Annotated in this window: 17 protein-coding genes; 7 read left to right on the top strand and 10 right to left on the bottom strand. The window is 70.5% G+C overall.

The features are described 5' to 3' along the window. Positions 1-63: 63 nt before the first annotated feature. From IE069_RS13210 to IE069_RS13190, 5 genes are all read right to left on the bottom strand, one after another. Positions 64-942, bottom strand: a complete 879-nt coding sequence (locus tag IE069_RS13210) for an ABC transporter permease (protein ID WP_189351021.1) — start codon at positions 940-942, stop codon at positions 64-66. Beyond that, positions 939-1,850: an ABC transporter ATP-binding protein gene (locus IE069_RS13205; RefSeq protein ID WP_189351020.1), complete on the bottom strand. Its 912-nt coding sequence runs from the start codon at positions 1,848-1,850 to the stop codon at positions 939-941. The genes IE069_RS13210 and IE069_RS13205 overlap by 4 nt, the downstream gene beginning before the upstream one ends. Before the next feature lie 79 nt (positions 1,851-1,929). Next, the gene (locus tag IE069_RS13200) at positions 1,930-3,474 is read right to left on the bottom strand and encodes a phytoene desaturase family protein (protein WP_189351019.1); all 1,545 of its coding nucleotides are present in this window, start codon (positions 3,472-3,474) and stop codon (positions 1,930-1,932) included. Then, positions 3,471-4,877, bottom strand: a complete 1,407-nt coding sequence (locus IE069_RS13195) for a glycosyltransferase family 87 protein (protein ID WP_189351018.1) — start codon at positions 4,875-4,877, stop codon at positions 3,471-3,473. The genes IE069_RS13200 and IE069_RS13195 overlap by 4 nt, the downstream gene beginning before the upstream one ends. A 57-nt stretch (positions 4,878-4,934) precedes the next feature. After that, a complete protein-coding gene (locus IE069_RS13190) occupies positions 4,935-5,897 on the bottom strand; it encodes an ROK family protein (protein WP_189351017.1) in 963 nt (320 codons plus the stop codon). 162 nt (positions 5,898-6,059) lie between these two features. On the opposite strand from IE069_RS13190, the gene IE069_RS13185 reads away from it, so the two are divergent. Both IE069_RS13185 and IE069_RS13180 read left to right on the top strand, forming a co-directional pair. Continuing rightward, complete coding sequence (locus IE069_RS13185; RefSeq protein WP_189351016.1) at positions 6,060-7,157, top strand: inositol-3-phosphate synthase; 1,098 nt, start codon at positions 6,060-6,062, stop codon at positions 7,155-7,157. A 183-nt stretch (positions 7,158-7,340) separates the two neighbouring features. Next, positions 7,341-7,820 (top strand): DUF2306 domain-containing protein, encoded by a 480-nt coding sequence (locus IE069_RS13180; protein WP_189351015.1) that lies wholly within the window; start codon positions 7,341-7,343, stop codon positions 7,818-7,820. Positions 7,821-7,865: 45 nt separating this feature from the next. Here the strand turns inward: IE069_RS13180 and IE069_RS13175 are convergent, their stop codons facing one another. The 3 genes from IE069_RS13175 to IE069_RS13165 all read right to left on the bottom strand — a co-directional run bounded on the left by IE069_RS13175 (position 7,866) and on the right by IE069_RS13165 (position 10,026). Then, the gene (locus IE069_RS13175) at positions 7,866-9,527 is read right to left on the bottom strand and encodes a formate--tetrahydrofolate ligase (protein ID WP_189351041.1); all 1,662 of its coding nucleotides are present in this window, start codon (positions 9,525-9,527) and stop codon (positions 7,866-7,868) included. Positions 9,528-9,712: 185 nt separating this feature from the next. After that, positions 9,713-9,853, bottom strand: a complete 141-nt coding sequence (locus IE069_RS13170; RefSeq protein WP_189351014.1) for a hypothetical protein — start codon at positions 9,851-9,853, stop codon at positions 9,713-9,715. Further along, positions 9,853-10,026, bottom strand: coding sequence for a hypothetical protein (locus tag IE069_RS13165; protein ID WP_189351013.1), 174 nt, complete (start codon positions 10,024-10,026; stop codon positions 9,853-9,855). Before IE069_RS13165 ends, IE069_RS13170 begins: the two co-directional genes overlap by 1 nt. 512 nt (positions 10,027-10,538) lie before the next feature. Here IE069_RS13165 and IE069_RS13160 point away from each other — a divergent pair. Next, positions 10,539-11,729, top strand: coding sequence for a DUF418 domain-containing protein (locus IE069_RS13160; protein WP_189351012.1), 1,191 nt, complete (start codon positions 10,539-10,541; stop codon positions 11,727-11,729). A gap of 22 nt (positions 11,730-11,751) precedes the next feature. On the opposite strand, the gene IE069_RS13155 is transcribed toward IE069_RS13160, so the two are convergent. Together IE069_RS13155 and IE069_RS13150 are read right to left on the bottom strand one after the other, a co-directional pair. After that, positions 11,752-12,333 carry a histidine phosphatase family protein gene (locus IE069_RS13155; protein ID WP_189351011.1) on the bottom strand — a complete coding sequence of 194 codons (582 nt, stop codon included), beginning with the start codon at positions 12,331-12,333 and terminating at the stop codon, positions 11,752-11,754. A gap of 21 nt (positions 12,334-12,354) precedes the next feature. Then, positions 12,355-13,812 (bottom strand): CCA tRNA nucleotidyltransferase, encoded by a 1,458-nt coding sequence (locus IE069_RS13150; RefSeq protein WP_189351010.1) that lies wholly within the window; start codon positions 13,810-13,812, stop codon positions 12,355-12,357. 113 nt (positions 13,813-13,925) lie between these two features. Between IE069_RS13150 and IE069_RS13145 the strand changes: the two genes are divergently transcribed. From IE069_RS13145 to trxB, 4 genes are all read left to right on the top strand, one after another. Then, positions 13,926-14,462 (top strand): NUDIX domain-containing protein, encoded by a 537-nt coding sequence (locus IE069_RS13145; protein WP_189351009.1) that lies wholly within the window; start codon positions 13,926-13,928, stop codon positions 14,460-14,462. After that, positions 14,452-16,284 carry a murein biosynthesis integral membrane protein MurJ gene (gene murJ / locus IE069_RS13140; RefSeq protein ID WP_229791151.1) on the top strand — a complete coding sequence of 611 codons (1,833 nt, stop codon included), beginning with the start codon at positions 14,452-14,454 and terminating at the stop codon, positions 16,282-16,284. Before IE069_RS13145 ends, murJ begins: the two co-directional genes overlap by 11 nt. A gap of 132 nt (positions 16,285-16,416) precedes the next feature. Next, positions 16,417-17,991, top strand: coding sequence for a hypothetical protein (locus IE069_RS13135; RefSeq protein ID WP_189351008.1), 1,575 nt, complete (start codon positions 16,417-16,419; stop codon positions 17,989-17,991). A gap of 129 nt (positions 17,992-18,120) precedes the next feature. Continuing rightward, positions 18,121-19,113 carry a thioredoxin-disulfide reductase gene (gene trxB / locus IE069_RS13130; protein WP_189351007.1) on the top strand — a complete coding sequence of 331 codons (993 nt, stop codon included), beginning with the start codon at positions 18,121-18,123 and terminating at the stop codon, positions 19,111-19,113. Positions 19,114-19,117: the final 4 nt, after the last annotated feature.

The raw sequence follows: 19,117 nt of genomic DNA, 5'->3' as shown, positions 1-19,117 counted from the left end.
GCGGTCCGCGACAACCAGCCGCGGACCGCTCAACTCTGCCTCTTGACAAGAACAACCTACATATCAGATGTCGCGGCGGTGCAGTACTGCCCCTGCCGCGATGGTCGGAAGGGCGGCCCAGGCCCCTAGTGCCAGCCAGCCCTGCCAGACCTCGAGCGGTGCCGGCAGGCCCATCGCCTCGGCCTCGGCCGCGCTCGGCCCGACCCCGGAGATCGCCGTGTAGGCGGCGTCGGGGAGGTACATCGCCAGCGTGGTGGTGATGTCGTGGCCGATCATGTTCAGCGCCAGCGGGAGGACGAAGAGCAGCGCGGCGAGAATGACGATGCCGCCGGCCGCGTTGCGCAGCAGCATCCCCAGCGCGAGGCCGATCAGGGTCACGCACACCAGGTAGGCCATCGTGGTCCACAGGCCCTGCAGGGTCTGCGGATCCCACACGTCGAAGCTCATCGAGTAGTTCTCGGCGATGGGCCAGATGGCCACCGCCGAGAGCGCGGTCCCGACGAGGGTGACGACGGCGGCCGCCACCGCGAGCACGACGATCTTCGCGCCGAGCACGTTGAGCCGGCGCGGGACAGCGGTGAACGTCGTCCGCGCCAGCCCGGTGCTGAACTCGCTGCTGCCGACGATCACGCCGAGGGAGCCGACGATGAGCTGGACGAAGCCGACGCCGCCGAACAGTGCCGAGACGGCCGACATCGCGGGCATCTCGCCGCCCATGTCGGGGTTCTCGGCCATCATCGCCGCCATGCTGCCCGATGCCAGGGCCGCGAGCGCGCCGATGCCGATCATGAGGACGACCGAGCAGATCATCAGGACGACGGGCGAGGGGATGGTGAAGAACTTGATCGTCTCGGCGCGGAGCACCCGCACGAAGCTCGACGGGTGCACCACGCCCCGTCCGCGGTCGCGGTTGCGCAGCGGCGTTTCGGCGGTGGCGGTCATTTGATCCCTCCGGAGACGTATTCGACCTCGGACTTGGTCAGTTCCATATAGGCGTCCTCCAGCGTGGAGGAGCGCGGCGTCAGTTCGTAGATCAGGATCCGCGACTCGAGCGCCGCGGCCGCGATCTGGCGCGGATCCAGGCCGACGACCTCGAGGGTGTTCGGCGCGGTGGCGGTACTGCGCACGCCGTCGGCGGCGAGGGCGCGCATGAGCGCCTCCACGTCGTCGGTCCGCACCAGCGAGAGCTGCTGCTTCGTCGACGCGATGATCTCCTCGATGCTCGCGTCCGCCAGGATGCGGCCGCGGCCGATCACGATCAGGTGGTGGGCGGTCTGCGCCATCTCGCTCATCAGGTGGGAGGACAGGAAGACCGTCCGCCCCTCGGATGCGAGGTGGCGCGCCAGGTTGCGCACCCACAGCACGCCCTCGGGGTCGAGCCCGTTGACGGGCTCGTCGAGGATCAGGTTCTCCGGGTCGCCGAGCAGGGCGGCCGCGATGCCGAGGCGCTGCCCCATGCCGAGCGAGAACCCGCCCACGCGCTTGCGGGCGACGGCGCCCAGCCCGGTGAGCTCGATGACCTCGTCGACGCGCCGGGTCTCGATGCCGTGCGTCGCCGCTATCATGCGCAGGTGGTTCCGGGCGCTGCGGGACTTGTGCACGCCCTTGGCCTCGAGGAGCGCCGCGGCGACGCCGAGGGGCGCCGCGTGCTGGGCGAGGCGTTTGCCGCCCACGGTCGCCGTCCCGCTCGTGGGCGTGTCCAGCCCCATGATCATCCGCATCGTCGTCGACTTGCCCGCGCCGTTCGGCCCGAGGAACCCGGTCACACGACCGGGTTGGACCGTGAAGCTGACATTGTCGACGGCGCGTTTGCTGCCGTAGTCCTTGGTAAGCCCATTCGCCTCGATCATGGATTCCACACTAGGCGTCGGCGGACCGGCTCGCGCCGCCCTTCCGGATGATCTTTCGGCCCGCGCCGATCGGGCCGTCTCAGCCCTGAGGAGGATGCTGGTCGGCGATCGCGGTGCGGGCGGCGAGATGGCCCGCCATGCCGTGCACGGCCGGCCCGGGCGCCGCCGAACTCGAGGCCAGGTAGACGCCGGGCACCGGGGTCCGCCACGGCGCCCCCGCCCAGGCGGCGCGGGAGGCGGCGGGGCGGGCGAGCAGGCCGCGCAGGTCCACCGCACCGCCCGTGATGTCCCCGCCGATGAGCGCGGGGTTCTCGGCCTCCAGCTGTCGCGGGCCCTGCATCCACGTGGCGACGACGGTCTCCCGGAAGCCGGGGGCGGACCGTTCGATCTGGGCCGCCACGGCCCCGGTCACCGCGCCCTCCCCTCCCAGTCCGGCCAGGTCGGCCCCGTGGGGGACGTGGGTGTAGGCCCAGACGACGTGCTGCCCGGCCGGGGCGCGCGTGGCGTCGAAGCGGCTCGGCTGGCTGAGCAGCACGTAGGGGTTCCGCGGATCGAAGCGACGGCGCCCGGACCGCTCTCCCGCGACGATCTGCCGTGCGGTGCCGCCCAGATGGACCGTACCGGCGTCCGCCAGGCGGGAGTCCGCCCAAGGGATGGGGGCGCTGGTCCGGAAGTGCACGACGGCGCTGCCCGGTCCCCGGCGGGTGGCCCGGAGGGCGGCGCGGTACCCCTCGGGCATCCGGTGCACCGCGGAGGCCACGTGCTCGGCGGAGGTCGCGAAGAGGACGAGCGGCTCGTCGAGTTCGGCCCGGTCGGCCACCGGCCGGCCGAGTTCGAGCCAGGCGCGCTCGAGGCCCGCGCCGCGGTGCGCCGCAGCCGTACCGCCCACGGCCGCGTCGATCATGCTCGCCAGCGCCTCGGCGATCGCACCGGAGCCGCCGATCGGGAGGGGCCAGCCGTGGTGGGCGAGCGCCCCGAGGAACAACCCCGCGCCCTGGGCGGCCGGTCCATATGAGCCGCCCGGCATGTGTGCGCGGAGCCCGGCCAGCAGGGAAGATACCGTCTCCGGCATATATTGCGGCTGGCGGCCCAGTTCCGCAGCCGTGCTGCCCGCGGCCGCGGCGAGCGTGGCGGCACCCAGCCGCGCCGCCGTCGTGGTTCCGCGCAGAGACGGCCTCGCGAGCGCGGGCGGGAACGGCAGCAGCGGGCGCAGCAGCAGCTCGCCCAGTTCCTGCCCGCGGCCGGAGAGCGGACCGACGAGCCGCCGGTAGGCGTCGGCGTCCGCGCCCGAGTGCCTGCCCAGGTCCTCCAGGGTGCGCTCGAGCGAGCGCCAGACCACTGCCGCCTCGCCGCCGGGCAGCGGGTGGGCGTAGGAGAGCTCCGGAACGACGAAGTCGACCGCCTGCGGCAGACCGATCTCGCGGAAGAACGGGGAGACGAGCGCGGTCGGGTGGACGGCCGAGCCGACGTCGTGCAGCGCCCCGTCCACGCGCACGGTGGCCGCGGCGCCGCCGAGCCGGCCGGCCGCCTCGTAGACGCGCACCCGCAGCCCGGCGCGGGCCAGGGTCAGCGCGGCGGAGAGCCCGTTGGGTCCGGACCCGACCACGGCGGCGTCGGCACTCATGCCCGGCGCAGCCGCGCGACCCAGCCCGCGTCGCGGGCACCGGCGAAGGGCCCGCCGCCCGGGTCGTCCTGCCCGGCCCGGCGCACGGGGTCCGCGCTGGTGTCCCACATGCTGTGCACCACCCGGACCATCAGGTAGAGCACCATGCCCATGTGCGCGAACACGGCGAGGACGTAGGCGGCCGGGGCGAGCGCGTGCTGCGCCTCCAGCTCCACGGTCATCTGGTAGAGGAACGCCCAGATCGCGAAGAAGTGCAGGACCTCGACCAGCTGCCAGATCAGGAAGTCCCGCCACTTCGGCCAGGCGAGCGCGACGAGCGGGATCAGCCAGATCACGAACTGCGGCGAGTACACCTTGTTGACCAGCACGAACGACGCGACGATCAGGAAGACCAGCTGGATCAGGCGCGGCCGCGTGGGCGCGATGAGGCCGATCACCGCCACGCCGACACAGGAGAGGAAGAACGCGACGAAACCCGCCGTGTTGATGGTCTCGGCGCTGAGGCCCTCGGCCCCCGCCGCCTCCGCGATCGTGTTCCAGGCGTGCCACAGCGACGACCAGCCGGCCTCGCGCTCCCGCGTGAACGTCCAGAACACGCTCCAGCCCTCGAAGCTCAGGAGCATGGCGGGGACGTTGACGGCCAGCCAGGCACCCGCCGCGGCCGCCGTCGTCGTACCGAAGGCGCGCCAGCGCCCCGTCCGCACGGCGAGGACCAGGACGGCGCCGAGGAACAGGACGGGGAAGAGCTTCGTGGCGGTCCCGATGCCGATGAGCGCCCCGGCGAGCACGGTCCGGTCGCGGGAGAACGCGAGGACCGCGCCCGCCAGCGCCGCGACGGCCCACATGTCCCAGTTGATGGTCGAGGCGAGGATCATCCCCGGCGCGATCGCGACCATGGCCGCGTCCCAGGGCCGCCGCCCGGCCGAGCGGGAGGTCATCAGCACGACGGCGATCCACAGCGCCGCGATCAGCAGCACGTTGAGGTCGAAGTAGGCGAGCGCGCGATCGTAGTCGCCCGGCACGATCGGCAGCGCCGTGATCGAGGCGACGAAGGACATCAGCACCGGGTACTCGAAGTTCGCGCCGTCGACGAAGGGCGCGAACGGGTTCTCCGCGAACCCGCGGGCGTGGAACAGCGGGGGCAGATCCGAGTAGCAGGCCCACATGTAGGAGTTGGCGCCGTCCCAGCCGCCGACCCGGCAGGCGTTCTTGGCCGCGACGGCGGCGAGCGCGGCGACGACCGTGAGCGCGACGAGCACGCGTTCGACCGTGAAGAATCCGGTGGGCGTGCGCCCCGGCTCGGTGCGGCGCCCCAGCGGGCCGCCGATCATCTCGGTGAAGCGGCGCAGCAGGGGATCCGTGCGCGACGGGACCGCGATGCGGTTGGGCGTACGTGGGGCCATATTCCACACACTAGCTGCTGCGGACGCCTGACGCGCGGCGGCCGTCGCGCCCGGTCGTCAACGGTGGGTGCGGGCCAGGTCGCCGGCCCCGACGAGGCCGGCCGCCGCGCCCAGCTGTGCGCGGGCCACCCGCGCGAACGGGCGGTATCCGCGGCCGCTGAGCGACTTGCGGTAGTTCGCCTCCGCGGTCTCGATCAAGGCGGACGACGCCGACCCGAGGCCGCCGCCGATCACGAACGCGCCCGGATCCAGGACGGCGGCGAGATTGGCGAGGCCGAGGCCCAGCCACTCCCCCATCTCGACGACCAGGTCGGAGCAGGCGGGATCGCCGTCGGCGGCCAGCTCCGTGACGAGCGCGCCGGTGACGAGGTCGGGGTCGTCGTCGACGGCGGCGCGCAGCGCGTGCGCGACCGGCGACTTGGCGGCGACCAGCCCCCGGCCCTCGCGGCCGAGGGCGTTGCCGGACGCGTACTGCTCCCAGCAGCCGCGGTTGCCGCACGCGCAGCGGTGCCCGCCCGGGACCAGGGTCTGGTGGCCGAACTCGCCGGCCACGCCGAATCGGCCGCGGCGCAGCTCCCCGCCGATGATGATCGCCCCGCCGATCCCGGTGCCGAGCGTCAGGCAGACCAGGTGGCTCTCGCCGCGCGCCGCGCCGAACCGGTACTCGGCCCAGGCGGCCGCGTCGGCGTCGTTCGTGAGCATGACATCGCGCCCCAGAGCGTCCTCGAGGCGGGCCTGCAGCGGTTCGTTGCGCCAGGCCAGGTGCGGGCTGAAGAGCACCTCGCTGCCGTCGAGGTTCATCCACCCGGCGGCCCCCACGCCGACGGGCGCGCCCGGGGCGTCGGCACCGAGCTCGCGGACGGCCTCGACGACGGCCGCCTCGACCGCGACGGCATCGTGGCGCGGTGTCTCCCGGCGGACCTCGCGCACGATGCGGCCCTCGGAGGTGATCAGTCCGGCGGCGATCTTGGTGCCGCCGATATCGATGCCGATCGCCAGGTCGGCTGCAGTTTCAGACATGCCGTCCAGCGTAGCGTTCGAGCCACCGGAACGCTCCGGGAATACGCGGGGCCGTCTGTCACTTAGACTCTTAGGAGTTTTGCCGCGCCTTCATCCTGTGATGCGCGGCCGCTTCCGCGTGGAGCCGAAGTCCCTGCAGCACATGAGTTTCTAGGAGTCGAAGTGTCGGGTAACCCCATCCGGGTCGCAATCGTAGGCGTGGGCAACTGCGCCACGTCGCTGGTTCAAGGCGTCGAGTACTACAAGGACGCCGCGCCGGAGGCCAGCATCCCCGGCCTGATGCACGTCCAGTTCGGTGATTACCACGTGAACGACGTCCAGTTTGTGGCGGCGTTCGACGTCGACGAGAAGAAGGTGGGTCTGGATCTCGCTGACGCGATCCTCGCCTCCGAGAACAACACCATCAAGATCGCCGACGTGCCCGCGACGGGCGTCACCGTTCAGCGCGGCCCGACCCTTGACGGGCTCGGCAAGTACTACAGCGAGACCATCACGGAGTCCGCTGAGGCGCCGGTCGACGTCGTGCAGGCCCTCAAAGACGCCGAGGTCGACGTCCTGGTGTGCTACCTGCCGGTCGGCTCGGAAGAGGCGGCGCTGTTCTACGCGCAGGCCGCGATCGACGCCGGTGTGGCGTTCGTGAACGCGCTGCCGGTGTTCATCGCTGGCACCAAGGAGTGGGCGGACAAGTTCACCGAGGCGGGCGTCCCGATTGTCGGCGACGACATCAAGAGCCAGATCGGCGCGACCATCACCCACCGCGTGATGGCGAAACTGTTCGAGGACCGCGGCGTCACCCTGGACCGCACCTACCAGCTGAACGTCGGCGGCAACATGGACTTCAAGAACATGCTGGAGCGCGAGCGCCTGGAGTCCAAGAAGACCTCCAAGACGCAGGCCGTCACGTCCAACCTCAAGGGCGAGCTGGCGGACAAGCTGAACGGCCGCAACGTGCACATCGGCCCGTCGGACTTCGTGGCCTGGCTCGACGACCGCAAGTGGGCGTTCGTCCGGCTCGAGGGCCGCAACTTCGGCGACGCCCCGGTCTCCCTGGAGTACAAGCTCGAGGTGTGGGACTCCCCCAACTCGGCCGGCGTCATCATCGACGCGCTGCGCGCCGCGAAGATCGCGAAGGACCGCGGCATCGGCGGCCCGATCCTCTCCGCGTCCAGCTACTTCATGAAGTCCCCGCCGGAGCAGTACGACGACGACACGGCCCGCAACAGCGTCGAGGCCTTCATCCGCGGCGACGTCGAGCGCTGAGCGTCCTGAACGCATCGAGGCCGGCGCCTTCCCGATCGGGGGATGGCGCCGGCCTCGGCGTTTAACTGGGCGCACATTCTTCATCTCCTGTTCCGGGGACCGTCAAACGCCCTGCGTAGACTGACCGGACAGCGGGCCGCTACGCGGCGGCCACGTCCAAGCGAAGGCCGAGGGGGACCGCTTTTGGAGAACGTCGGGGGCACGGTCGTCATGGTGCACGCGGTGGCAGCGCTGTTCGTCCTGGTCCTGGGTCCGGTCCAGTTCATCCGGCGGACCAAGGACCGGGTCCACCGCTATCTGGGGCGTGTCTGGCTCGCCACGATGGTCCTGACCTGCGCCTCCAGCTTCGCGATCATGCCCGACGGTTTCAGCTGGCTGCACGGACTGGCGATCTTCACCCTGTTCTCCGTCGCCGTCGGCTGGATCCACGCCCGCCGGCACGAGTGGCGTGCGCACGCCGGCTGGATGCTCGGCGCCTACACGGGAACCGCGATCGCCTTCGTGTTCGCGGCCGTCGTCCCGGCCCGCACCATCCAGCGCACGCTGGCTGATGATCCCGGATTCGCCGCGGTCACCCTTGCGGTGGTCCTCTCCCTCAGCGCCGCGCTCTTCCTCGGCCTCCGCCACGGCGTGGAGGACGTGGCCTCGCAGGCCGACGACTGACCAGCGCGCCACGCCCCACCATGTGGCGCCAGCAGTCCGGGCGGCTCAGAAGAGCCCGGTGACCGTCCCGTCGTCGTGCACGTCCATGCGCTCGGCGGCCGGGACGGCCGGCAGGCCGGGCATCGTCATGACGGTGCCCGTCAGCGCGACGATGAATCCCGCGCCGGTCTTCGGCACGAGCTCGCGGACGCGCACCGTGAAGCCCGTCGGCGCCCCGAGCCGGGCCGGGTCGTCGCTGAACGAGTACTGGGTCTTGGCGATGCACACCGGCAGCCGCTCCCAGCCGTGGGCCCGGATGCGGTCGAGCTGCTCGCGCGCCTCGGGCGCGAATTCGACGCCGTCGCCGCCGTAGACCGTGCGCACGATCGCCCCGAGCTGCTCCTCCACGTCCGCGTCGCGCGGGTAGAGAGGGCGGAACGACGGCGTCTCCTCCAGCAGCGCTGCGACGTGACGGGCCAGCTCGGCCCCGCCGTCCGCGCCGCGCTCGTGCACCTCGGTGACCGCGCAGCGCACGCCGTTCTCCGCGCAGAACCGCTCGACGACCGCCAGCTCCTCGCGCGTGTCCGCGCCGAACCTGTTCACGGCGACCACCGGCTGGTACCCGTACCGGCGCACGTTGTCGACGTGCCGCGCCAGGTTGGGCAGGCCGGCCGCCACCGCCGCGGGATCCTCGGCGGCGAGCTCGTCCTTCGCGCGTCCGCCGTGCATCTTCAGTGCCCGCACGGTCGCGACGAGCACGACGGCGGTCGGCGGGCAGTCGGCCGCCCTCGCCTTGATGTCGAGGTACTTCTCGGCCCCCAGATCCGCGCCGAATCCCGCTTCGGTCACGACGACGTCGGCCAGGCGCCGGGCCGTGTTCGTGGCGATGGCGGAGTTGCACCCATGGGCGATGTTGGCGAAGGGCCCTCCGTGGACCAGCGCCGGTGTTCCGGCGATCGTCTGCACGAGGTTGGGCTTGAAGGCGTCCCGCAGCAGCATGGCCATGGCCCCGCCCGCCTCCAGATCGCCGGCCGTCACGGGCAGCCCGGTGCGCGTGAATCCGACGGTGATTCGGCCGAGACGCGCTTTCAGGTCCGGCATGTCACGAGCTAAACACAGGACGGCCATGACCTCGCTGGCCGCAGTGATGTCGAACCCGGTCTCGCGCCTGGCGCCCGAGTCGAGCCGGATGCGTCGCAGGGCGCGGTCGTTGACATCGAGCACCCGCTTGAACGTGATGGACGCCGGGTCGATCCCGAGACCGTTGCCGTGGTGGATGTGGTTGTCGACCATCGCGGCCAGTAGATTGTTCGCACTCGTGATCGCGTGGAAGTCAGCAGTGAAATGCAGGTTGATGCTGCCCATCGGCACCACCTGGGCGAATCCACCCCCGGTCGCGCCGCCCTTCATGCCGAAGACGGGGCCGAGCGAGGGCTCCCGCAGGGCGATCATCGTGCGGTGGCCGGCGGCCGCCAGGGCGTCCCCGAGGCCCACCGTGACGGTCGACTTGCCCTCCCCCGCCGGCGTCGGCGACATCCCGCTCACGAGGACCACCGCCCCGGCCGGGCCACCGGCACCGAGCCGGTTCACGTCGATCTTGGCCTGGTGCCGGCCGTGGGGTTCGAGTGCGTCGTCGGGGACGCCCGCCTCCGCGGCAATCTCCGCGATGGGCTTGAGGCGGGCGGCGGCCGCGATGCTCGCGTCGTCAGGAGCTTCGGTATTCACGATGCTGACGCTACCAATGAATCCATGGCTGCGGCACGATTCCGGTGAAATTTTCTAGGCTCGTCGCCCCGCCCGATGCGGGCACCAACGGCGGCAGCCCGCCGACGTAGCCGGCGGGCTGCTCTGCGGATCGTTCTCCGATGCGTCCTCTGGTGGCGTCCCTCGTCCCTCGGGACCTGGCGTCCCGATCAGCGGACACGGAACCACATCTCCTGCGGGATGTTGGCGTCCAGGCGTGCGTGCTGCTTGCGGCGTGCTGCCTCGGCATCGTAGAACTCGTGGGGCCGGCGCTTGGCGCCGGCTTTGGAGTTGCTCTTGTTGCGCTTCATCAGAGGGTCACCTCCTCTCGCTCGAGGAGGGCGTCCACGGAGTCGCTGCGCGTCGTCTTGTGCGAGCGCGCTGCGATGACTTCGGGACCGGAGAAATAGAACTCGGCGCCGTGGCCTGCGGCCAACTGTGCGGCGAGATGACGGGCGGACTGGGGCGAATACTGCGCGGACATCGCTGCTCTTCCTGGTGGTATGCCTCGGTGTGGAGGCCCCCGGACGGCTGCAGCGGTGCGGTGTTTCGCTAGAGTCGGCTGCTCCGGAGGCGGGCGGTGAAATGATTCGGACGGCGTCGATCGGACGTACCGGTGCCTGTTGCGGTCATGGCTGCGCCCATAAACGGAGCGCACCAGCCGGCGGCATCAGCGGCAAGTGCCGGCATCTGAATTGCGTTGTTCACGTATCCCACCTCCTCATTCGATCGGCCTCCGCGGTCTCCCGCGTCGGCGAAGCTTGGGCTCGAAAGCCTGATGTCCCGATTGTCCCCGCCCGCCGACCACTGTCGGTTGACGTTTCTCAATCGCAGTATTGAGCCTACCCGCACCACCCGCCGAGCGCTAGTGGAAGTCGGGAATTTCTTCACCGCGTTTCAAGATCATCCTTGAGGACGACACCGGGGCGCCCTTCCGCGCGTTTGTCAGCTCAGCGGCCGACGCCGGGAGGACCGCCTCCGCTCTAGTCTGGGTTTATGACCCACGAGGACACACCGAATGCCCCTGCGCCCGTCGCGCCCGCACCGTCACGCGTGCTGGATCTGGACGCGCTGCGCGCTTTCGCGCTGCTCGGCATCTTCCTCGTCAACGTGCAGATCTTCGTGGATCCGGGCATGCTCGTGAACCAGCGCGCCGAGACCGGCCCTCTCGGGGACCTGGTCAACGCCGTCACCGCCGGGGCGTTCATGGGCAAGTTCTACATCCTGTTCTCGTTCCTGTTCGGCTACAGCTTCGTCCTGCTCTGGGACGCGACCGCCCGCCGCGGCGCCGACGTCACCCGCGTCGCCCTGCGCCGGTTCCTCGCACTGTTCGTCCTGGGGCTCGCCCACGGGCTGCTGCTGTTCACCGGCGACATCCTGCTGACCTACGCGCTGTGCGGGCTGATCCTGCTCGCCGCCCGCAACGCTCGCGTCTCGACCGCCCGCACCCTCGCCATCGTGCTGACTGCGGTGATCGGGCTGGGGGTTGTCGCGCTGTCGGCGCTCATGCTGGCGATGGAGTCCTTCATGGACCTCGACACCGCGGCCGCGATGCAGGCCGGGTCCCTCGACGGACTGCTGGAGGGCAGCTACTCGCAGTTCCTGCTCGGCATGTACCCGGTGACCCTGTCCAACATGCTGCTGATCCAGGGACCGGTGGCTCTGGCGATGTTCTTCCTGGGCCTCGCGGCCGCCAAGGCGCGCTGGATCGAGCACGCGACACCGTCGAAACTGCGCCGCGTGCTCGCGATCGGTCTCGCGGTGGGGCTGCCCGGCGGCATCGCCACCGGCTGGCTGCAGGTCTACGCCGGCTCGCTGTCCGCCGAGCTCTTCGCCTTCGGCGTCGCGACTCTGACCGGACCGTTCCTCACCGCCGCCTTCGTCGCCGCCCTGCTGCTGGGCTTCCGCTCGCGGGCCGGCGCCAAGGTGCGGTCGGCGCTGGCACCGGCGGGGCAGATGGCGCTGACCAACTACCTGGCGCAGTCGGCGGTCATGGCCCTGATCTACACCGACTACGGGTTCGATCTGAGCGGCACGATCCACCCCGGCACCGCCATGCTCATCTGCCTCGGCGTGTACGCCGCTCAGCTGGCCCTCAGCGCGGTGTGGATGGGCCGGCTGCGGCGCGGCCCGCTCGAGGGCCTGTTCCGGGCGTTCACGTACTGGCGCGCACCCGGTTGGCGGTAGGCCTCCGCCGACCTGCGGGTTCCTAGAGCCCCCAGGCCTGAACGGCCGGCGTCGTCTTGTCCCAGCCGAGCTGCGAGACCTTCGCCGTGCCGAGCAGGAAGTGCCGGCCCGTGTCCGCGGGCAGCCCGAGCCACCGGGCCACCACGACCCGGCTGAAGTGCCCGTGGGAGAACAGGATCGCGTTCCGGCCGTCGCCCAGCTCGGTGCGCACGCGCTCGATGACGCCGTCGGCGCGGGCCGCGACCTCGGCCAGCGGCTCTCCGCCGGGCACGCCGTCGTTCCAGATCCGGTACGCCGGGTTCTGCACGCGCACGTCTGCGCTGCGGACGCCCTCGTAGTCCCCGTAGTCCCACTCGTGGGCGCTCGGCACGCGCTCGACGTCGGCGAAGCCGGCCAGCTCGGCCGTGCGCCACGCGCGCTGGAGCGGGCTGGAGAGCACCAGGTCGAAGTCGACGCCGGCCGCGGCCAGGGTGCGCCCCGCCGCCTTCGCCTGCTCCTCGCCCTCGGGCAGGAGCGGCAGATCGGTCAGGCCGGTGTACTGGCCGGAGCGCGACCATTCGGTCTCGCCGTGGCGGACTAGCCACAAGGTCGGGCGATTCGTCATGATCTCTCCTCTGATAAGGCGCTATTCGGCGGCATCGACGGGCGTCTGCGAGCTCTCCGGCTGGGAGGCCCACCAGGTGCGCAGAGCGTCGACGGCGTCGTCGTGTTCCATCGGCCCGTTGTCGAGCCGCAGTTCCAGCAGGTGCTTGTAGGCGCGCCCGACGACCGGGCCCGGGCGGACGCCCAGGAGCTCCATGATCGCCTTGCCGTCCAGGTCCGGGCGAACGGAGGCGAGCTCCTCCTGCTCCGCGAGCTGGGCGATGCGCTGCTCCAGATCATCGTAGGCGTGGGCCAGGCGCTCGGCCTTGCGCCGGTTGCGCGTCGTGACGTCCGAGCGCGTGAGCCGGTGAAGGTGCTCGAGCAGGTCGCCGGCGTCGTTGACGTAGCGGCGGACCGCCGAGTCGCTCCAGCCGGCCTCCCCGTACCCGTAGAACCGCATGTGCAGCTCGACCAGCCGGGCGACCGCCTTGATGGAGTCGTTGTCGAACCGCAGGGCGCGCATCCGCTTCTTGACGAGCTTGGAGCCGACGACGTCGTGGTGGCGGAAGGAGACCGCACCCGTCGGTTCGAAGCGGCGCGTGGCCGGCTTGCCGACGTCGTGCATGAGGGCGGCGAAGCGCAGCACGAAGTCCGGGCCGGGCACCGGACCGTCCGCGTCCGACTCCAGGTCGGCGGCCTGCTCCAGGACCTGCAGGCTGTGCTGGTAGACGTCCTTGTGCCGGTGGTGCTCGTCGGTCTCGAGCTTGAGCGCGGACACCTCCGGCAGCACCCTGTCGGCGAGCCCCGTCTCGACGAGCAGGTCGATCCCGGCACGCGGGGCGGCGCCGCAGATCAGTTTGACCAGCTCGTCGCGCACGCGCTCGGCGGAGATGATGGTGATCCGCTCGGCCATGTCCACCATGGCGGCGCGGACGTCGTCGTGCACGTCGACCCCCAGCTGGGAGGCGAAGCGCGCCGCGCGCATCATGCGCAGCGGGTCGTCGGAGAACGACGACGACGGCGCGCCCGGCGTGCGGATCACGCCGGCCTCGAGGTCGGTGTACCCGCCGAACGGGTCGACGAGCTCCAGCTGCGGCAGCCGCAGGGCCATCGCGTTCATCGAGAAGTCGCGCCGGTAGAGGTCGTCCTCGAGCTTGTTCCCGAAGGCGACGACCGGCTTGCGCGAGGCGGGGTCGTAGGCCTCCGCGCGGTAGGTCGTGACCTCGATCGTGTCGCGGCCGACCCGGAAGGCGATGGTTCCGAACTCGCGTCCGACCTCCCAGACGGCGTCCGCGAACCCGGCGATCGCCTCCAGCGTCTGCTCGGGTGTGGCGTCGGTCGTGAAGTCGAGGTCCGGCGACACGCGGCCCAGGAACAAGTCGCGGACCGGGCCGCCGACCAGCGAGAGCTCGAATCCGGCGGCGCTGAAACGGTCCGCGAGGTCGAAGACGACGGCGGGCAGGCTCTCGCGCAGAGCCGCGGGTTCGGGAAGCTGGTGCATAGTCCCTTAATGGTGTCAGATTTTCGGGCCGGATCCACGCCGGGCCCCCGCGTACTCGCGGCGGACGTGGGGAAGAACGCATGGTCGGCCAAAAGATAGATAGAGTGGAGTGCATGGCCCATCCAGTCCCGAGTGCTCCGAAGCGCACACCGTTGACCGCGTCAATGGCCCATGCGCAGTCGCAGCAGCAGGGCCAACACACACTCCCCACGGTGGAGGAGGTCTCCTCCGGTGGAGTGGTCGTTGACCTGAGCAAACCCGATCTCCCCGTGGCGATCATCGCCCGCTACAACCGGGGCGGCCGCCTCGAATGGTGCCTGCCGAAGGGCCATCCGGAGGGCGCCGAATCCAACGAGGAGGCCGCCGTCCGCGAGGTCGAGGAGGAGACCGGCATCGCCGGGAACGTGCTCGCCGCGCTCGGCAGCATCGACTACTGGTTCACGGTCTCGACGTACCGCGTGCACAAGACGGTCCACCACTTCCTGCTCAAGGCCACCGGCGGCGAGCTGACGATCGAGAACGACCCGGACCACGAGGCCGTCGACGTCGCCTGGGTCCCGCTCAAGGAGCTCGGCCGGCGTCTGTCCTTCCCCAACGAACGCCGCATCGCCGAGCTGGCCCGCGAGGTCCTGCCGCAGCATGTCGACTAGAGAACGGCCCGAAGCCGAGCCGGCCACCGGCTCCGTCGATCTCGAGACGCCCGAGGCCCCGGCCCCGCAATCGAATTCGCGCGCGTACGCGCTCATGGCCAGCGGCACCACGGTCTCCCGGGTGCTGGGCTTCGCGCGCACCGCGCTGCTGGCCGTGGCGATCGGCTCCGTCACCCCGGTCGCGGACATCTTCGAGAAGGCCAACGTCATCCCGACGATCATCTTCATGCTGATCGCCGGCGGCATCTTCAACGTCGTCCTGGTCCCTCAGCTGATCAAGGCTTCCAAGAACGCGGACCGCGGCTCGGCCTACACGTCCAAGCTCATCACGCTCACGGTGGTTTTCATGGCCGCCGCGGCCGCCCTGCTGACCCTGCTGGCCGGGCCGATCATCTCGATGCTGACCGTCGGCTGGTCGGAGTCGATGCTGACCCTGGCGACGGCGTTCGCCTACTGGTGCCTGCCCCAGGTGTTCTTCTACGGCGTCTACTCGGTCGTCGGCCAGGTGCTGAACGCGCACGGGCGCTTCGGCTGGTTCATGTGGGCGCCAGTGGTGAACAACCTCGTGCAGATCGCCGTGATCGGCACGTACATCGGCCTGTTCGGCGCGTTCCGCGCGGACACCGACCAGCTCGCCGAGTGGACCACCACGCAGACGGTGCTGCTGGCGGGCGGTTCGACCCTCGGCATCGCCCTGCAGGCGCTCGTGCTCTTCGCCCCGCTGCGCACCACGGGCCTGACGATCCGCCCGAACTTCCACTTCCGCGGCATGGGACTGACCCACGTCGGCAGGATCGCGTCCTGGACGCTCGCGTCGATGATGGTCGGCAACCTCGCCTCGCTGCTGTACTCGCGCATCGCCTCCGAGGCGACGGCCGCCCGCGAGGATCTGACCTCCGGCGCCTCCTCGGTCGCCGGCGAGTACGCCCTCAACACGTCGCAGCTGATCACCGTGCTGCCGCACTCGATCTTCGCGCTCTCGCTCGCCACGGTGCTCTTCAACGAGCTCACCCGCGCCTTCCACGACGACCGCGCGCACGATGTCCCGGCCCTGCTCTCCAAGGGACTGCGCACGACGGCGGTGCCCATCGTCTTCGCGTCCGTCGCCATCGTCGTCCTCGCCGGACCCCTCGGGCGCCTCTTCGGCGGCACGTCCGCCGACGGGGCCGCGGCCGGGGCCGCGATCGGCCAGCTGCTGCTGCTCACCGCACTGGGCCTTCCGTTCAAGAGCGCCCACTTCTTCCTCATCCGCGTCTTCTACGCGCAGGAGGACACCAAGACGCCGATGCTGATCCAGACCTCCATCGCCGTCGTCGGCCTGATCGCCGCGTTCACGATGTCGGAGCTCATCCCGCCGACGCGCATCGTCGTCGGCATCGCCCTGCTCTACGGCGTGACGAACGTGCTGAGCGCGATCCTCGCCCACGTCCTGGTCGTCCGCCGCCACGGCGACTACCAGGTCGTCCGCGTCCTGGACACCTACATCCGGGTCGGCTGGTTCGCCCTGGTGTCCGGGGCCGCCGGCGCCCTCGTGCTGTGGCTGCTTGGCGGTTTCTCGTTCGGTTTCGCGTTCGCCGGCATCATCCCGGCCCTGGGCACCCTGGCCGCCTGCGGCATCGTCATGGTCGTCGTGTACCTGCTGCTGCTGCGCGCCGCGCACCTGGAGGAGCTCACGGAGTTCATCGGCCCCCTCGCCCGCAGGATTCCGGACCTCTCACGGGGCCGCCGGCGCGCCAAGCCGGGGCGCCGCCGTCGTCCCCCGGAGTCCGCACCGGACAGCGGTTCCGACCGACCGCGCGGGGCCCGGCACAGCCGTCGCTGAGGCAGGCGCGGCCGGCTCCTCCCGGTTGCCGGCAGGACTGCGCGGCATGGGCTCGACTTGGCCGGTAGCATGTACTCAAGCATTACCTCTATTGGGTGCCCCGTACCCGAAAACCAAGCTTGGGAGTCAACAGTGTCGCAGCCCATCGACGTCGGAACCGTGCTCGGCGGCCGCTACAAGGTGACGAGCACCGTGCGGAACTCGGCCGACGGAGACATGGTCCTCGACGGCATGGACCAGGTCCTCAACCGGGCCGTCAGCATCCTCGTCGCGACCACGGACAACACCGCGCGGATGACAGCGAGCGCCCGCGAGATCGCCACAGGCGAGCGCCCGAGCAACGTGCAGGTGCTGGACCTCGGCGTCTCCGAGGACGCGACCTACCTGATCACGAACACCGCCGACTCCGATGACCTGATGGACCTGTTCTCGGAGGCCACCTACGTCGAGCCGTTCTACACGGACACGCTCGGCTCCGAGATCTTCGGCGAGCAGCGTTCGATGCGCCCGGAACTCCACGAGGACGATGACGAGTACTACGCCGAGCTCGAGGAGAACGAGCGCCGGACCCCGCTCTCGAACCGACTCGCCGGATTCAGGGACCGGCTGAGCCGCGGCGTTGCCGGCGTCACGGGCGGAGCGGCAGCCGCCGGCGCGGGCTCCGGTGCCGCATCGGCGGCCCCCGAGCCGCAGGACGGCGCCGACACCGCGGGTTCGCCCAGCACCGAGGAGAGCCCGGTCGCGGCACCCGCACCCGCGGAGGCGACCGGCACCTCCCCCAAGGTGGAGGTGTACGACGACACCGACGAGGACGACGACCACGCCGTTCCTGCGGCCGCAGCGGCTGCCGCCGGTCCTGCTCCGACCGCGTCCACCCCGCGGGCCGGCGCCGATGAGGACTTGCGTCCGGCTGCGACGTTCCCCGCTGCCGCCCGCGGCTACGAGGACGAGGCAGCCGTCGCCGGTGCCGGCGCCGGGGCCGGCGCGGCCGCCGGCGACGACGTCTACGAGGACGATGAGGAGGAAGAAGGCGGCAACCGCTGGACGCGTCTGATCGTCGGTGCCGTCCTGGGCATCGTGCTGATCCTCGCGGTCGTCTTCGCCTTCAACATGCTCGGCGGTCTGGGCGGCGACGACGCCCCGCAGGCCGGCGGGGACTCGTCGACGTCCGCCGGCAACGGCGAACCGTCTGCCTCGCAGGAGCCGGGTTCCAGCGAGGATCCCGCGGAGACCGCGGCACCGGCAGCGAGTCCGGTGGTCAGCGGCATCGATCGCGTCGTTCCGGACTTCCCGTCGCTCAACGAGGAGACCGACAACACGCTGGGGCGGGCGATCGACGGCAACGAGGCGACTCTGTACGCGTCGTTCTCCTACACGCAGCCGAATTTCGGCGGGTACGCCTCCAACATGATCCTCGTCGCCGAGCTCGAGGAATCCGCGGAGATCAGCCAGGTCGAACTCACGGGCCTGAACGGCACGGGCGGATCGTTCGAGGTCGCCATCGGCGAAACCGACGACTTCTCGTCTGCGCAGTCCGTCACCCAGGGTTCATTCACCGGGCCTACGGTGTCTGTACCCGTCACGGACGAGGAGGCGGCCACCGGCCGGTACGTGTTCTTCAACGTCACCGAGCTGCCCCGGCTCGCGTCCCCGTACGACGACGCCCGTCCCTACGGACTGCAGGTCGCCGAATTCAAGGTTTCCTAGCGACGTCGCGCCGCACTCCCGGCGGGTCCCAGCCGGGGAATAGCACTGGGAACCGCATGGTTGACCTAGGCAGAGCACACCAGACCATCTGGCGCGCAAGCGCCGACCACAAAGAGAGGTTCACGTCGAGTGGCCACTGAAGCAGCTGAATCGATCCGCAACGTCATCATCGTCGGGTCCGGCCCAGCGGGCTACACCGCGGCGATCTACACCGCGCGTGCCAACCTGAATCCGTTGGTCATCGCCGGTTCCGTCACCGCCGGTGGCGATCTGATGAACACCACCGATGTCGAGAACTTCCCGGGGTTCCCGGAGGGTGTCATGGGCCCCGACCTCATGGAGCACATGCGCGCCCAGGCCGACCGCTTCGGCGCTGAGATCATGTACGAGGACGTCGCGTCGACGGACCTGAGCGGCGACGTCAAGACCGTCACCCTCGCCAGCGGGACCACCTACAGGGCGCGCTCCATCATCGTCTCCACCGGCTCCGCATACCGCGAGCTGGGCCTGCCGGGCGAGAAGGAACTGTCCGGACACGGTGTCTCGTGGTGCGCCACCTGCGACGGCTTCTTCTTCCGCGATCAGGAGATCGCCGTTGTCGGCGGAGGCGATTCCGCGATGGAGGAAGCCCTCTTCCTGACGAAGTTCGCCTCCAAAGTCACAGTGATCCACCGCCGCGAGGGGCTGCGCGCTTCGAAGACCATGGCGGACCGCGCTCTGGCCGACCCGAAGATCGAGTTCCTGTGGAACAGCGCCGTCGACGGGTACGAGGGCGACGGCAAACTCTCGGGCGTGAAGGTGCGCAACCTGATCGACGATTCGGTCTCCTCCCTGCCCGTGACAGGCCTGTTCGTGGCCATCGGCTCGGACCCCCGCGTCGACCTCGTCCGGGAACAGCTGGAGCTGACGGCGGAGGGCAACATCGCCGTCGACGGGCGCACCTCGAAGACGAGCCTGAAGGGCGTCTTCGCAGCCGGAGACGTCATCGATCCGACCTACCGTCAGGCCATCACGGCCGCCGGTTCCGGTTGTGTCGCGGCGGTCGACGTCGAGCACTACCTCGGTTCGCTCGGTGCCACGGAGGAGTCAGGCGCCGCGACCGCCGAGACAGCCTCTGTCTAGAGAT

The sequence above is a fragment of the Zhihengliuella salsuginis genome, assembly GCF_014651715.1.
Classification (GTDB): domain Bacteria; phylum Actinomycetota; class Actinomycetes; order Actinomycetales; family Micrococcaceae; genus Zhihengliuella; species Zhihengliuella salsuginis.
The sequence above is the reverse complement of the archived record's forward strand: the minus strand, read 5'-3'. Positions and strand labels throughout refer to the sequence as shown.

Coding starts and splice junctions, on each gene's coding strand:
- IE069_RS13210 (WP_189351021.1), bottom strand. CDS start 942: ATGACCGCCACCGCCGAAACGCCGCTGCGCAACCGCGACCGCGGACGG.
- IE069_RS13205 (WP_189351020.1), bottom strand. CDS start 1,850: ATGATCGAGGCGAATGGGCTTACCAAGGACTACGGCAGCAAACGCGCC.
- IE069_RS13200 (WP_189351019.1), bottom strand. CDS start 3,474: ATGAGTGCCGACGCCGCCGTGGTCGGGTCCGGACCCAACGGGCTCTCC.
- IE069_RS13195 (WP_189351018.1), bottom strand. CDS start 4,877: ATGGCCCCACGTACGCCCAACCGCATCGCGGTCCCGTCGCGCACGGAT.
- IE069_RS13190 (WP_189351017.1), bottom strand. CDS start 5,897: ATGTCTGAAACTGCAGCCGACCTGGCGATCGGCATCGATATCGGCGGC.
- IE069_RS13170 (WP_189351014.1), bottom strand. CDS start 9,853: ATGAAGCGCAACAAGAGCAACTCCAAAGCCGGCGCCAAGCGCCGGCCC.
- IE069_RS13165 (WP_189351013.1), bottom strand. CDS start 10,026: ATGTCCGCGCAGTATTCGCCCCAGTCCGCCCGTCATCTCGCCGCACAG.
- IE069_RS13160 (WP_189351012.1), top strand. CDS start 10,539: ATGACCCACGAGGACACACCGAATGCCCCTGCGCCCGTCGCGCCCGCA.
- IE069_RS13155 (WP_189351011.1), bottom strand. CDS start 12,333: ATGACGAATCGCCCGACCTTGTGGCTAGTCCGCCACGGCGAGACCGAA.
- IE069_RS13150 (WP_189351010.1), bottom strand. CDS start 13,812: ATGCACCAGCTTCCCGAACCCGCGGCTCTGCGCGAGAGCCTGCCCGCC.
- IE069_RS13145 (WP_189351009.1), top strand. CDS start 13,926: ATGGCCCATCCAGTCCCGAGTGCTCCGAAGCGCACACCGTTGACCGCG.
- murJ (WP_229791151.1), top strand. CDS start 14,452: ATGTCGACTAGAGAACGGCCCGAAGCCGAGCCGGCCACCGGCTCCGTC.